Source organism: Motilimonas thetidivivens, assembly GCF_046452435.1.
GTDB lineage: Bacteria > Pseudomonadota > Gammaproteobacteria > Enterobacterales > CBDFNC01 > Motilimonas.
In genome coordinates, this window is the sequence record NZ_JBKFDK010000008.1 from 1 (window position 1) to 13,606 (window position 13,606).

At 45.9% G+C, this 13,606-nt stretch carries 18 protein-coding genes; 8 read left to right on the forward strand and 10 right to left on the reverse strand.

Going from position 1 to position 13,606, the window contains the following annotated elements; all coding sequences use genetic code 11:
• Positions 1-279 precede the first annotated feature (279 nt).
• The 5 genes from ACK8OT_RS07910 to ACK8OT_RS07930 form a co-directional block, all read right to left on the reverse strand.
• A complete protein-coding gene (locus tag ACK8OT_RS07910) occupies positions 280-567 on the reverse strand; it encodes a type II toxin-antitoxin system RelE/ParE family toxin (protein WP_410195960.1) in 288 nt (95 codons plus the stop codon).
• Positions 564-845, reverse strand: a complete 282-nt coding sequence (locus ACK8OT_RS07915; RefSeq protein ID WP_069522155.1) for a type II toxin-antitoxin system Phd/YefM family antitoxin — start codon at positions 843-845, stop codon at positions 564-566. Before ACK8OT_RS07915 ends, ACK8OT_RS07910 begins: the two co-directional genes overlap by 4 nt.
• Before the next feature lie 1,114 nt (positions 846-1,959).
• Positions 1,960-2,172, reverse strand: coding sequence for a DUF3565 domain-containing protein (locus ACK8OT_RS07920; protein WP_410195961.1), 213 nt, complete (start codon positions 2,170-2,172; stop codon positions 1,960-1,962).
• A gap of 10 nt (positions 2,173-2,182) precedes the next feature.
• On the reverse strand, positions 2,183-3,052 hold the full coding sequence (locus ACK8OT_RS07925; RefSeq protein WP_410196084.1) for a DMT family transporter: 870 nt from the start codon (positions 3,050-3,052) through the stop codon (positions 2,183-2,185).
• Positions 3,053-3,139: 87 nt separating this feature from the next.
• Complete coding sequence (locus tag ACK8OT_RS07930) at positions 3,140-3,553, reverse strand: bactofilin family protein (RefSeq protein ID WP_410195962.1); 414 nt, start codon at positions 3,551-3,553, stop codon at positions 3,140-3,142.
• Between the two features lie 144 nt (positions 3,554-3,697).
• Between ACK8OT_RS07930 and modA the strand changes: the two genes are divergently transcribed.
• Genes modA through modC form a run of 3 tightly spaced genes read left to right on the forward strand, consistent with a single transcriptional unit; the run spans position 3,698 to position 6,288 of the window.
• Positions 3,698-4,468, forward strand: a complete 771-nt coding sequence (gene modA, locus ACK8OT_RS07935; RefSeq protein WP_410195963.1) for a molybdate ABC transporter substrate-binding protein — start codon at positions 3,698-3,700, stop codon at positions 4,466-4,468.
• A gap of 21 nt (positions 4,469-4,489) precedes the next feature.
• The gene (gene modB / locus ACK8OT_RS07940; protein ID WP_410195964.1) at positions 4,490-5,185 is read left to right on the forward strand and encodes a molybdate ABC transporter permease subunit; all 696 of its coding nucleotides are present in this window, start codon (positions 4,490-4,492) and stop codon (positions 5,183-5,185) included.
• Entirely contained in the window at positions 5,182-6,288 is a 1,107-nt protein-coding gene (gene modC / locus ACK8OT_RS07945; protein WP_410195965.1) for a molybdenum ABC transporter ATP-binding protein ModC, read from the forward strand. The genes modB and modC overlap by 4 nt, the downstream gene beginning before the upstream one ends.
• Positions 6,289-6,333: 45 nt before the next feature.
• Here the strand turns inward: modC and ACK8OT_RS07950 are convergent, their stop codons facing one another.
• Entirely contained in the window at positions 6,334-6,768 is a 435-nt protein-coding gene (locus tag ACK8OT_RS07950) for an MAPEG family protein (RefSeq protein ID WP_410195966.1), read from the reverse strand.
• Between the two features lie 418 nt (positions 6,769-7,186).
• Between ACK8OT_RS07950 and ACK8OT_RS07955 the strand changes: the two genes are divergently transcribed.
• The 3 genes from ACK8OT_RS07955 (at position 7,187) to trpB (ending at position 9,355) form a co-directional block, all read left to right on the forward strand.
• Positions 7,187-7,591, forward strand: a complete 405-nt coding sequence (locus ACK8OT_RS07955; RefSeq protein ID WP_410195967.1) for an NUDIX domain-containing protein — start codon at positions 7,187-7,189, stop codon at positions 7,589-7,591.
• A 73-nt stretch (positions 7,592-7,664) separates the two neighbouring features.
• Positions 7,665-7,967 (forward strand): hypothetical protein, encoded by a 303-nt coding sequence (locus ACK8OT_RS07960; RefSeq protein WP_410195968.1) that lies wholly within the window; start codon positions 7,665-7,667, stop codon positions 7,965-7,967.
• A 164-nt stretch (positions 7,968-8,131) separates the two neighbouring features.
• Positions 8,132-9,355 (forward strand): tryptophan synthase subunit beta, encoded by a 1,224-nt coding sequence (gene trpB, locus ACK8OT_RS07965; RefSeq protein WP_410195969.1) that lies wholly within the window; start codon positions 8,132-8,134, stop codon positions 9,353-9,355.
• A 61-nt stretch (positions 9,356-9,416) separates the two neighbouring features.
• Here the strand turns inward: trpB and ACK8OT_RS07970 are convergent, their stop codons facing one another.
• The gene (locus ACK8OT_RS07970; protein ID WP_410195970.1) at positions 9,417-10,040 is read right to left on the reverse strand and encodes an HD domain-containing protein; all 624 of its coding nucleotides are present in this window, start codon (positions 10,038-10,040) and stop codon (positions 9,417-9,419) included.
• Positions 10,041-10,168: 128 nt separating this feature from the next.
• The gene (locus tag ACK8OT_RS07975; RefSeq protein ID WP_410195971.1) at positions 10,169-10,423 is read right to left on the reverse strand and encodes a hypothetical protein; all 255 of its coding nucleotides are present in this window, start codon (positions 10,421-10,423) and stop codon (positions 10,169-10,171) included.
• 377 nt (positions 10,424-10,800) lie between these two features.
• Between ACK8OT_RS07975 and ACK8OT_RS07980 the strand changes: the two genes are divergently transcribed.
• A complete protein-coding gene (locus ACK8OT_RS07980; RefSeq protein ID WP_410195972.1) occupies positions 10,801-11,754 on the forward strand; it encodes an AraC family transcriptional regulator in 954 nt (317 codons plus the stop codon).
• Positions 11,755-11,987: 233 nt separating this feature from the next.
• A complete protein-coding gene (locus ACK8OT_RS07985) occupies positions 11,988-12,440 on the forward strand; it encodes a DoxX family protein (RefSeq protein WP_410195973.1) in 453 nt (150 codons plus the stop codon).
• A gap of 373 nt (positions 12,441-12,813) precedes the next feature.
• Here the strand turns inward: ACK8OT_RS07985 and ACK8OT_RS07990 are convergent, their stop codons facing one another.
• Together ACK8OT_RS07990 and ACK8OT_RS07995 are read right to left on the reverse strand one after the other, a co-directional pair.
• Positions 12,814-13,152, reverse strand: a complete 339-nt coding sequence (locus tag ACK8OT_RS07990; protein ID WP_410195974.1) for a hypothetical protein — start codon at positions 13,150-13,152, stop codon at positions 12,814-12,816.
• Positions 13,153-13,278: 126 nt separating this feature from the next.
• On the reverse strand, positions 13,279-13,557 hold the full coding sequence (locus tag ACK8OT_RS07995; protein WP_410195975.1) for an LIM domain-containing protein: 279 nt from the start codon (positions 13,555-13,557) through the stop codon (positions 13,279-13,281).
• Positions 13,558-13,606: the final 49 nt, after the last annotated feature.

Consider the following 13,606-nt stretch of genomic DNA (forward strand, 5'->3'; position numbering starts at 1 on the left):
TTTAAAACACTAAATGTTGAAATGCTTAGCTTGGAAAGTATGAAAAAAAGGTACACAAGCAATATTGAAAGCTTTTGGCATTTTTTTCATGCTATTGCCACATTGCCAGACAAAAAAGGTTATTCACTTTTTACTACTAATACATAGTCCGCCTTTGCCTTGTATGGCGAATTTATATGCTGTAAACAGAGGTTTAGCTGTCTGCTAAAATATTGATGGGTGTCCGGCCTTTTGTAATGCTTAACTGATTCTCGCCTAACGAACTGTTGTAAAACAGTTTTACACGTCATCTTCCGATAAAATTTGACGACAATTACGAACTGTTAGCACGCGAATTTCGTGACTTAAACTGTAGATAATACGGTAGTGACCAAAGATGATTTCGCGATAATTCGTATGGGGCATTTCAGCAACAAACCGCCCCATTTCAGGCATACTTCCAAGGAGTTCAGTTTTATCAAAAACTTCGTTTACCCACCTCTCTGCCGCAGGTGGATTATCCAAAGAAATAAACTCAGCCGCATCACCTAGTTTCTGAAGTGCTAATGGAGACCACACTACTTTCATTTCTTAATGCGGCCAAGTACTTGAGCGCGCGCATCATCATTGGAAATACCGAGACCAGAAGCTAACTGAGCTTCTGCTGTGCGCATTTCTTCCAGTAGTTCGATTTTCTCTTGCATTGCTTCATACTCAGCAACATCTAGAACAACAGCAACACCTTTACCACGTTGCGTAATAACCAATGGGCGACGAGTCTCATTGATTTGTTTGATGTATGAAGCGACACCGGCACGAAACTCAGACAAAGGCTGAATATCTTGATCGAAATGAATACGACTCATATTGAACTCTCATCAGTACAAAATAACGTACAAATAATAGTTCAACAGGCCCTTTTGAGCAAGAAGTTGATTCTGTGTTATAACGTTGCGCTCAGCCGCAGACAAAAATGGCACTTGTTATAGCTATCAGCTTAACGTCTCTAGACTACGTTTTTGGATATCTAAGCGATGTATATTTAACTTATCTGTTTTTGTAAGGGCGTTAAATCGAACATGCTTACAATCATCTTCAGCACTCTGATATATCCCTTCTGTCCAAGTAATATCACCAGGCTCATTAAATAGCTCGGTAGCTTGATTAGTTTTGATATTGAATATGGTGATCCCACATCCCGCTACAACAACCGAGCTTCCATCACATGATATTACAGCTGAATCTGGATCGCCGTAAACCCAAGCTATGCATAGATCTGCTTCTTCATACTCGATTAGGCTTTTACAAGTAGACTTATCCTTCAAATACACAGACTCGAATATGGAATAGACTTTGTAGTCTTTGCTTTCTGCAAGATATCTAATGGTCAAAATATCCTATCCGTGGCTATAACAGCTGTACTATACGGAATTCCGTTAAGATCCTGCTGAGTAGCTCGCAACACCCCATAATCCCGCATAAATAAATTATTATTACTCAGCCAGTTAATAACACCTTGCCACCCCATAACAAGCCGCACAGAGGAAAGACAAAGCGAGCATGAGTTTAGCGAGCCAAATAGGGCTGGTTAAATTTCTGACTGTACGTTTTTTGCAGTTATATATCAAAGCGTTAGACAGTCGCTGTGAACAAAGCGAGAATTTTTTGAATTATTTAGCGAGCCAAAAAGACTACATGGGGCGGAGCTGTATTTATACAGCGAAACAGCGCGTTAAGGGCTGCTTATTCGCGATTTAAAAATCGCTTCTACTGGAAATCCACATCAGTAGGAGCAGCAGTCATGCTGCGATAAACCCATCGCCACCGGAAATTGCGCATCGGTAGGAGCTGTATTTATACAGCGAAACAGCGAGTTAACGGCTGCTTATTCGCGATTTAAGAATCGCTTCTACTGGAAATAGCACATCGTTAGGAGCAGCAGTCATGCTGCGATAACCCCATCGCCCATGACTGAAGCGTCTATTTGGCTAGCTGGTCTTTCGGTGCGCCTTGGTCGCACTTGATGCAGTTAAGCCTATGCCCCAACATCTTGTTGCGACTGGCTTGGGTTAGCACCCAAGGTCGCATTTGCCACGGCGGATCGTGTCTCACATGCTGAAAATGGCCGCAGCTTAGCTTGGCAACCCAATGCGCTTCTTCATCCAAATGATAACCACAAATAGCTTGTTGCATGGTGTTTTCCTTAGCCTTGAAGCTTTCGATTCAGCCATTGCTGGGTAAGCAGGGCGGTAATGATGAGGCCAAGGCCGACCAAGGTTGAGGCATAGATAGGCTCGCCGATGATCCAGTTAAGTAAAAACAAGGAAGCAAACGGCGAGACAAAAATTAAATTGCTGATGCTGGCGGTGTGTTCGGCGTATTTCATGGCATTAAGCCAGCATACAAAGGCTAAACCCATTTCAAACACGCCAATATAGATGGCGCCCGCCCAGCCTTGCCAAGCACTGAAGTCAAATTCACCGAGATAGCAATTCACCGCGATGATAAAGGGTAAACTCAAGAGAAAGCAGCAGAGTAAGGCCACAATTGGATCGCCATGTTGGCGCGTGTTTAAGATCCAATACAGCGCCCAAAGCAAGGTGCTGGCCAGCGCTAACGCTACGCCCAGCGGGTTATTAAAGTTCAAAGCCAGTAAATCACCTTGAGTGGCAATCACTAACACCCCGCCGTAACCCAATAAGATCGCTAGGCCATCGGCCTTAGTTAGTTTTTGGCCTAATAAGGGCACGGCGAGCAAGGTAAGGCTAATTGCCCAAGTGTAATTAAGGGCTTGCGCCTGTTGGGCGGGTAATAAATCGTATGCCTGAAACAGCAGCAAGTAATAGCACAAGGGGTTTATTAATCCTAGCAGTAGCATCAGCCTGCCTTGTTGCTTAAGTAATGATACAACTTGAGGTAACTTTTTTTGCTGCCAACAAATGCCCGCCAGTAGCACTATGCTGGTCAGGCTTGCCACTAAGATCATCTGAATCGGGCTGAAATAGGCTAGGGTGACTTTAAATGCAGTGGCCACGGTTGACCACATGGCAACGGCTGCTAACGCAAAAAGCACGGACGTTTTTTGATTTTTAATGATTGGAGATGCTGACAAAATAAAAGCCCAACAATAGAACTGTGTTGGGCAGGATATCAGGCTAAATCACGCTTTGGCGACTTTTTTATCTTCTTTGCCATTTTTGTCTTTATTGCTTTGGTCAAACTCGACTACCTTGTGCTCGCCGGCATTTTTTTGTTTACGCACGCCAAAGAACTGGCCGCCTTTGTCGATGCGAATATCGGCACTAAATAATTCGCCGCTGACTATGCCTTTGTTTTCAATGTTTAAAATGTCGCAGTGGATCTCGCCTTCAATGTTGCCAGATACAAACACCTCATTGGCTTTCAGTATGCCCTTAAGAATGCCGTTGCGGCCTAAGGTAACATTGCCCTCGCAGGTTAGATTACCTTCAACCGCACCGTTGATCATCACTTCGCCCTGCAGGTTTAGATCGCCAGCTATGGAGCAATTCTCCGAAATGTAGGTTAAGCCTTCTTCTTTAGTCTTTTTAAACATGTGCTTATTTTCTTTGCTTGATTTGTGAGAGAGGCGACTAGCTTACAAAGTGAGCTAAATTTAGGCAATCGACCAAGTTTAAAAGTGAGGTATAGTTAGGGTTTTACTAATCGCTCGTTCTTGCTTTGATACTAGGTTGCCTAAATGTTGATAAAACAACTGACTAAACAAATGGCTAAAGTGATGTTATTGCTAATTTTCGCTGCTTTTTCAGTTCAAGCAGAGCCGTTAAAAGTACTGGTTGCGGCATCATTACAGCCTGCCATGACGCAACTGATCAGTCTTTATCAACAAGCTAATCCCAAGCAAGAGATAGCCTTGATAGTGGGGGCGTCATCGGCCCTAGCAAGGCAAATAGCGCAAGGTGCACCGGCAGATATTTATGTTTCGGCCAATCAGCGCTGGCTCGATTATTTAAACCAGAACACTGCTCGAGTGCAGCAGCAAGCTAGCCTAGTGGGTAACGAATTGGTGCTGGTGAGTAAAAAAGCACACCCGAACTTTAATATAACGCAGCTATCAGATTGGCAAAGTGCATTAGCGGGTCAGCGTTTAGTTCTGGCCGATCCACAGCATGTGCCAGCGGGGATTTATGCTCAGCAAGGGTTAACTTCTTTGGGGTTGTGGCAGGATTTAAATCAGCAAGTGGCCTACGGTAAACATGTGAGGGCGAGTTTGGCACTGGTAGAGCGAGGCGCCGCTCCGCTAGGTATTGTTTATGCCAGTGATGCGTACTCTTCGGATTTAGTGGAGCAAGTAGCAATATTTCCGGCTGAGTCTCACGAGGCGATTGTTTATCCTGCGGCGCGGTTATCCAATGCGCCTGAGGCGGTGATGTTTTATCAGTATTTATGGTCAGATCAGGCTAAGGCAACTTGGCAAGCGTTTGGTTTTTCTGAGCCAGCTAAACAATAACGAAGCGGGGACGGTACAAGCGTGCTATTAACAGAATTAGAAAGCCAAGCCTTATTACTTAGCCTAAAAGTGGCTGGGGTGGCGGTAATGGCAAGCTTGCCCCTTGGCTTAGTCGTGGCTTGGTTGTTATCTCGTTATCAGTTTTGGGGCAAGCGTTTGCTCGATAGTCTCGTTCACTTGCCCTTAGTGTTGCCGCCCGTGGTGACAGGGTATTTGTTATTGATCAGTTTAAGCCCGCAATCGCCCCTTGGCAGTTGGTTGCAAACCCATTTAGGCTTGAGCTTTGCTTTTAGCTGGCGCGGTGCGGCGTTGGCGGCGGCGGTGGTTGCCTTTCCATTAATGGTGCGCTCGTTGCGGCTGGCCTTTGATCATGTTGACCCCAAATTAGAGCAAGCCGCGAGAACCTTGGGGGCGGGGCCGATAAAAGTGTTTTTTACCATTACCTTGCCCTTGATTTACCCCGGTTTACTGGCCGGTGTTGTGCTGGCATTTGCCCGCAGCTTGGGTGAGTTTGGCGCTACCATTACCTTTGTTGCCAATATTCCCCACGAAACCCAAACCTTACCGTTGGCCATGTATCGTTTTATTGAAACCCCAGGCCAAGAGTTTGCCGCGGCTCGGCTATGTATTTTAGCTGTGGTGCTGGCTTTGCTGGCACTGCTTTGCTCTGAGTGGTTACTGCGGCGCGAGCAAATTAAGCGTGAGGTAGCTGCATGAGCCTAGGTTCACAATTAGTGCTGACCTGTCAAAAGCAGCTCGGTCATTGTCAATTAGCGCTCGATGTATGCCTGCCGCTACAAGGCGTGGTGGGTTTGTTTGGCCTATCGGGCGCGGGTAAAACCAGCGTAATTAACTTAATTGCCGGTTTAATAAAACCCGATGTCGGGCGGATTGAATTTAATGGCCGCGTTTTTGTCGACACCGCGCAAAAGCAGTGGCAGCAACCTGAGCGGCGACGCATTGGCTATGTGTTTCAAGATGCAAGGTTATTTCCCCATTACACGGTGCAAAAGAATCTACTGTACGGCCATAAAACGACGGCCAATAGTGAGCAAAAAATCGCTAAGGTGGTCACGCTATTAGGCATCGAGGCGTTATTAACGCGCTACCCCAGTGAGCTGTCGGGCGGCGAAAAGCAGCGTGTGGCCATCGGTCGCGCCTTGTTGTCCGAGCCTGAGTTGCTGTTAATGGATGAGCCGCTGGCATCGCTCGATGAGCCGCGCAAACAAGAGTTAATGCCTTATCTCAAGGCGTTGTCACAACAGTTTAATTTGCCGATTATTCTGGTTAGCCATAGCCTGAATGAAGTGCTGCAATTGGTTGATCATCTGGTATTAATGGAAAACGGCAAGGTGTTGCAACACGGCCCGCTGGAGCAAGTGTGGAACAGTGAGCAAATGCAACCTTGGTTGGGCGAGCGTGAGCAAAGTGTGTTGCTAAAAGCACAGGTGGCAAAGGTGAGTGATAATCACGGTATGTTGCCTTTAGCACTAGCAACAGCAGCCAATCAGCCGTCGCTGTGTTTGTGGAGCAGTGGTTATCAACTGCCCGCAGGGCAAGAGGTATTAGTTAAGATCCGCGCTGGCGATGTGGCCTTAAGCCGAGAGCGACCCACTTCAACCAGTATGCGAAACGTGTTACCCGTGACCTTAGTTGACAGCTCTCAGCAAAGTCAGCAAGTGGAATGGCGTATGGCGGTAGGCCAGCAAGTGATAAAGGCGCGGATCACCTCGTGGGCGCAGCAAGAAATGCAGCTGCAACCCGGCGAACAGGTGTATGCCTTAATCAAGGCCATCAACTTATTAGGTGTGGCTAAGTAGTTCGCAGCTGAGTGAATATTTCGCTAAAACGCGGTAAATATGTCTTTACAGTAACCGCATCGCAACCAGCACAAATACCGCGATATTACAGACAAAACCTAACATGAAAAAATAGCTACGCGGGCTGGGGTTACGCTCGGTGGCAATGGCGTAATACAGCACCATATGAATAATGCGCGCCACGGCATACAGCCAAACCCAGATCGCCAGCCAAGTGGGATCCACGCCCACAATAATGGCCAGCAGCGCAGGGGCAAACATCAAAAGGGTGTTTTCAAGTGAGTTGTGAAAAGTGCGGTGACTGCGAAATACAAAGGATCCATGGCCCAGACGTTCATCTAACAGCCCGGGGATGTATTTAGCTTGTTTGCGATGGGCAATGGTGGCGATGGTGGATTGCACTAGCACGGTAAATAAAATCAGCCAAAGCCCCCAAAAGCTAAGATGATAGGTGCCCAGCAGCGCCTCTAAAGCTGTCATAAAAAGTCCTTGTTATGAATAATAAAATTTAATAATAGCTAAGTTACGAAGTCGGCATATCATTGGTTCAGTGTGGTGTATCTCTTCCTCTTAGAGATCGCGATTTTTGTAGGACCTGAGCTTGCTCAGGGAATGGGAAATGTTCGCTTGTGGGAGCTGCAGTAATGCAGCGATTAAAAATGACCCCAAATCGCACCATGACTGGTGCTCCTGGGATTAGGGCCTGGGTAGGAGCTGTATTTATACAGCGAAACAGCGCGTTGAAGACAAATTATTCGCGATTTTTGTAGGACCTGAGCTTGCTCAGGGAATTGGAAATGTTCGCTTGTGGGAGCAGCAGTAATGCAGTGATTAAAAATGACCCCAAATCGCACCATGACTGGTGCTCCTACCCATCTTCATTTTAGGAGTTAAGTTAATGCGACAAGATATTTACCCTTGTTCATCTTTTTTACTGATCCAAGATGGCCAAGTCTTGCTGGAAAAACGCAGCGAACATAAGGCATGCGATCCAAATTTAGTCGCTATTCCCGGCGGCCATATTGAACAAGGTGAGTCACCCGAGCAAGCCTTAGTGCGCGAAATTAAAGAAGAATTGGACATCCAAGCGGGGCAATATCAGCATATCTGTTCGCTTTATCATCCTAGCGCCGAGCTACAGCTGATCCATTATTACGCCGTGCTCGCGTGGTCGGGTGAAATCAACGCGTTGGAAGCCGATGCCGTGTATTGGCGCAGCTTTGCCCAAGCCGAGCTAGAGCTGGATACTGCAGCGGATAAACTGGCTTTGGCCGAGTATTTAAGATTACAGCAAACAATTTAGCTTCTATCTAATTGATTTATTATAGATAAGTTAGTATTGGTAAGCTTATTGTTTTCGTTAACTGGTTTAAGTAATGAAAACCCTCTTTGTCTTACTACCCTTATTTGTTGCCGTGTTTTTTTCGGTCGCGGGATTTTTGCTGCATTTTAATGATTTGGGCGAGATTTCCTTTTTAAGTTCAACCGCCGAGGTGGTTGAAGTGGGCTTGATTTGGGGGATTTTTATAGGCTGCTTTTTTGTTCCTGCATTATCGAAATTCAGCAAGGCTGAGCTTCGCTCTCAGCGGCCGATAAAAATGTACGCTCTATTGTTGGTGATGGCGTTGATTTGCTTCTTTTGTAACCCTTGGTTTTTTTATCTGTCGCAGGTCGCTTAGGAAATAACTCTAACTGGCTTTATGGCTGTGGTTCGTGTTTCACTCAGATAAACTGAGAGCATAAAATTATGCTCAAGCTAACAAATTCTCTAAGTAGTCATACTTTTATTGTGGTTTTGTCGCTATAACAAGACATCTCTTTTCAATATAAGGACATGACGAAAATGGAAAATACCTTTCAACATGCAGAGCCTAACGCGCAGGGCTATTTTGGTGAGTTTGGTGGTAGCTTTATTCCTGAAGAGCTACAAAAAATCATGGACCAAATTAGCGCGGCTTATGATGAATGTAAGAATGACCCCGCCTATCGCGCCGAGCTTGCGCGTTTATACAAGCACTTTGTCGGTCGACCTAGCCCGATTTTCCACGCGCAAAATTTGTCACAGAAATACGGCACCGATATCTATCTAAAGCGCGAAGATTTAAACCACACCGGCGCTCATAAAATCAACCATTGTCTCGGCGAAGCATTGCTGGCGAAAAAAATGGGCAAGAAGAAGCTGATTGCCGAAACGGGCGCGGGTCAACATGGTGTGGCATTGGCAACGGCTGCGGCATTAGTGGGGCTGGAATGTGATATTTACATGGGTGAAGTGGATATTAAAAAAGAGCACCCGAACGTAGTGCGAATGCGCATTCTTGGTGCACGAGTGATCCCGGCGACTCATGGCCGTAAAACCCTAAAAGAAGCGGTCGATGCGGCATTTGAAGCGTATATGACCGATCCTATCACCCAAATTTATGCGATTGGCTCAGTGGTTGGGCCGCATCCGTTTCCTGCTATGGTGCGTGATTTCCAATCCATTATCGGTAATGAAGCGCGCGAGCAATTTCAACAAATGACCGGAAAATTACCAGATAACTTAGTGGCTTGTGTCGGTGGTGGTTCAAATGCCATGGGCTTGTTCAGTGCGTTTTTAGCAGATAAAGACGTTACCTTATATGGCGTTGAGCCTTCTGGCCGCAGTTTAGATCCGGGTGAGCATGCCGCTACTTTAACCTTGGGCGAACCGGGCATTATGCATGGCTTTAAGTCTTACATGCTAAAAGACAAAGAAGGTGAGCCGCAGCAGGTTTATTCCGTGGCCAGTGGCTTAGATTACCCTTCGGTTGGGCCGCAACACGCCTTCTTAAAAGAGTCTGGTCGTGCGAATTACGTTCACATCAGTGATAAAGAGGCCATTGATGCTTTTTTTGAGCTGTCACGCATGGAAGGCATTATTCCTGCTATCGAGTCGTCTCATGCCATTGCTCATGCGATCAAGCTAGCGCAGCAAGGTGAGAAGGGCTCTATCTTAGTGAACCTGTCTGGACGGGGCGATAAAGATATCGATTTTGTGGTTGAAAAATACGGCCCGGAATACGGCATTGAATCGTTACTGAGCTAGCTGGATGGGTTTACTAAGGGCACATGACAATGGCAGCCAGATCTGAGCTGCCATGATGGTTTTAGTGCTGATTCGTTTTTAAGCTATCAATGGCGCGGCTAATATTCTCACGAGCTGCGCTTTCATATTGGCTGATGAAGCTGTCTAGTTTGTAAATACTTCCCTGAGCTAAAAAATGTTCGAGGATCTCGGCTCTTTTAGCCCGGTAAATATCTTCGGGCACCATGTGATATTCTCGGCGAATATTTTGTTCAAATTCAGCATAAGTGGCTGGCGATGAGCCGAGGATCGCGAGATCTGTATCAACTATGATGTTGGCGTCGATCAAGCTGGACTTTTCATGCTGTTGGGTTGCCATGATCAGGTCAAAGATACGCTTGGCTCCGGCTTCATCATATTGATTAGTCAGCACGAATTCTTTTGCCCATAGGGCACTATCGAGTTCGTTACGGCTTGACGGAATATTGTAAATAGCGTCGTGAAACCAAATGGCCAATTCAAGCTCGGCGGACTGCTCGGCGAGAAGCTTAACCGAATCAAAATGCTTGAGCATGGCATCGATATGCTTAACCGTATGGTAGTAGCGATGTGGCTGCGAATAGGCCTTCTCAAGCGCCTGATAGCAGCCGATAGAGGGGGGGAATCCCATCGCTTGCATCAGGTTTAGCCATCTTGTTTGATTCATCGGTTTGCCTTAGCGTAAATCGTTTTACGCAGTGGGTGGCTAGAAAGATTCCACTCGGTTTCACCGTGTCTAAAAATATGAATTTCAGTCACACTAAGTTTCCCCCAACTCGGTACAACCCAAGCAGTTTAGGCTGAGGTAAAGCCTAAAATCGCGCCGATCCCGCCAGTAACAAGATGCCAGCCGGCAAAACCAGCAAGCTCCTCTAAGTCAGATGTTTTAAACTTTTCAAATGCTTGCGCTGACGTTTCGGCTTGTACCAAGTCACCGACCAGCTCAAACCCTTGCTCAACTAACTGTGCCTTTTCCTCTGAGTAGTTGGGATCGTCAATATCGAGTGGTAATACTGCATCTTGTTTTACATAGAACTGAAATGTTTTCATTTAAATCTCTAAGTTAAGCTGGAGCTGCCCATTGGGCTTTGGTTGTTATCACAAAACGACGTAACCGCTAGACTAAACCGAATGGCGGCTTATTACATTATCTAAAATCAGTAAAAAAAAAAAACAGTCAAATGTGGGTGTGTAGCTAATCATTATTGCAGGCGACTAAGTGACTAAGGAGTTAGCTCACTATAAAACAGCATAGAGAAATTCCCTCGATTGCTTTGCCGTTAAACCAAGGGAAAGTGGATTCCTCAAGATACCGCTTTGATAAGTTCGGTTCCTGCTTGATATAGCAATGAGAATAACTTTTTGTTGCAGTTTAATCCGCTTTCAGTATCAAATAATCCATATTCTCATCAAATAGTTAGCTAGTTATGCCTTATTCAGATCCCCTCAGTCAGTTTATCCAACGCCTTTCGCCGGGCGTAGAAGTGTTCGCTCAGGTTCAATTGCGTGAGCCTTGGGGGCTGGCGGAGTCGCAGCGAGATCGAGGCAGCTTTAGTTATTTGCGCAGTGGGCGTTGTATGGTTGAGGTGACTGGAGAGCCTAGTTTTCAGTTGCAACAGGGCCAAATGGTGCTGCTGCCTTATGGTGACGCCTATCGAGTTAGCAGTGAACAAGGGGTTGTGTGTCAGTCTGTGGACCAGCTTTTTGTTGATAAATCGGTCGAGCAATTAAGCCAAATGGTGATTGGTGGTGATGGAGCGCATTGCGATTTAATGTGTGGTGCCATCACGTTTGCCATGATCCAACATTGGGGAATGGATGCCAAAATGGTCAAACTGCCCAAGGTCATGGTGGTCGATATTCATCACAGTGAACGATTAAGTCGTTATGTGGAGTGGATTTACCAAGAAAATTTACACAGAACACAGGGCTATGAACTTGCTCTTAGTCATCTGCTCGACTTGATGATGTTGGAAATGATCCGCGGCTTACCGGCTCTGGATATCAACCCGAGTTGGTTATGTGCGATTAACGACAGATACTTAACACCTGCCGTGTTAGCCGTGCAACAAGACTATCAACGTGATTGGCGACTGGAAGATCTGGCTGCGGTGTCCGCCTTATCTCGTTCTGCTTTTGCCGACAGATTTAAGCGCATGACAGGCGCCACGCCACAGCAATACCTGCGCCAGTGGCGCTGCTTTATTGCTGCGCAAAAGCTGGCCGAGACCGAACTTTCTATTCAAGAAATCGCGTTTGCTTGTGGTTTTCAATCGAGTGATGTGCTGATCCGCAATTTCAAACAGTTTCATCAAGTTACCCCTAAGCAGTACCGAATCAAGCATCAACAATTAAGCGCGTCACAGCGTTCTCGTCAATAAATCGATGAATCGTCCAACAGTATCGATGGTCAGTCCTTAGTGCTTTAATCGCTGTTTTCATCTGTTATTCAGTGTTTTAAGGTGAATAAAAACAAGGGGTTTTAGATGAAGACTATCAAGAATGTGTTAGAAATGAGGGCAATTAGGCATGTCGACAAAGCAACAAAGTTGCAATGGCGGATGACTTTTTCCGAACGCAGGTATATGGCACTGCTACTGCGAGGAAATGCCTAATGATCACCCCGCTTATTATTCTAAGTTTGCTTTGTGCCCCATTACTGCTTTCCCACTTGTTAGGTAAGCGAACAAGGCAGGATAGATACCGTTATGCTAGTTATGGCATGGCCATTTGTTTCGCCTTTTTTGCTATTGGTCACTTTGTTCAAACCGCGGGCATGGCCGAAATGTTACCACCTTGGCTGCCGATGCGGGTCACTATTATTTACCTGACTGGCGTGTTCGAATTAGTGATAGCCGTAGGCTTATTGTTTGCTCGCTGGCGCAGGCTGGTCGGCCAAGTTGCTATCGCTACGTTTATCTGTTTTTTTGCTGCGAATGTCTATGCCGCGCTTAACAGTATCGGCTTAGGTGGCCATCAGTGGGGACCGATTTACCTGCTGATCCGCACCCCATTGCAGTTGATACTGATCGCGTGGACGTATTATTTCTGCGTGCGAGGCGAGTAGGGTCGTTTTGTCACAAAAGCCAAGTCGAGCCTGTGTGAGCCGCAGTCATGCAGCGATTTAACTTGCGAATAAACACCTTGTGGGAGCGGTTTTTAAACCGCGAATAACCGGCTTTCGACGCGATATTTCGCGCAATTAATTGCGCTCCGGGTGGATTTTTAAACCGCGAATCATCAGACTCGCTGCGTAACACAGGTTAATTCTTAATAATGAGCTTAATTAACCTCAATTCTGGTTAATGGAGTCGGCCAAAGAATAGCGTATGAATAAGTAGCAAAACTTCGTTTTCAGGGATGAAAACGCAGAGCGTATAGGGATATATTTACCGCGTTTTTGCGGATTATTCATACGATATGGCTATCCAAAGCTCAGCTTAATCAAAACCCTGCGCTCGATACTCAATTATTCCCCTAATTTGCGTTTTCATTTCATCAGAAAGGCGCTCGAACTGCTCAGGTGCGACGAGCTTAGCTTCACACATCAGCATCAGTTGGGTAAATGCTTGGCTTCGAGAGTGGCCATCAAAGGTACGCATAATAAACGCCTGCGCCTCGTTAGTCTTCTCGCGCATGAACTCAAACCTGTCGACAGCAGATGCTGATTTATCCGTGATCCTCTCAATCACCCCGTTTAACGCTTGGTCGCAATACTGCTCAAATGCTTGGCTTTTGATTTCGCAAAAGATGTTCCAGTCTGATTGTTTGATGTTCATGTTGGTTTCTCAACGGTGTGTGTTAGTTAATAAGTGCAGGGCATTAATTTTGGCCGCCAAAAGTGGTGTGTGTCCCAATATTCCGTTGCTTATACAAATGATTTGGTAACTCTGATAGTGCCACAGTTACAGTTCTTTTTTGCATTTACTGCAATGTGATTTGGGAAGATGCCAACCCGAGTAATGCACCGTTTTGTAGATGACAGGCTCACCACATGAGCTGCATTTCAATCGGATCAGATAAAAACAAAAATAGGCAAAATAACCAATACTGAGCCAATAGGTGATAGATATTTTTTCCAAGCCATTTGCAAAAGAGGCATCCGAGCCCAAAATAACATGCAACAGCCAAAGAATGACCATCAAGGCTAAGCGAAGATAAAACCCTGTTACAATCTTTGGCATAGGTTAGCCCCTATATGGTGGGCGCCCCATTGTTTGCCCAGAGCCTCGT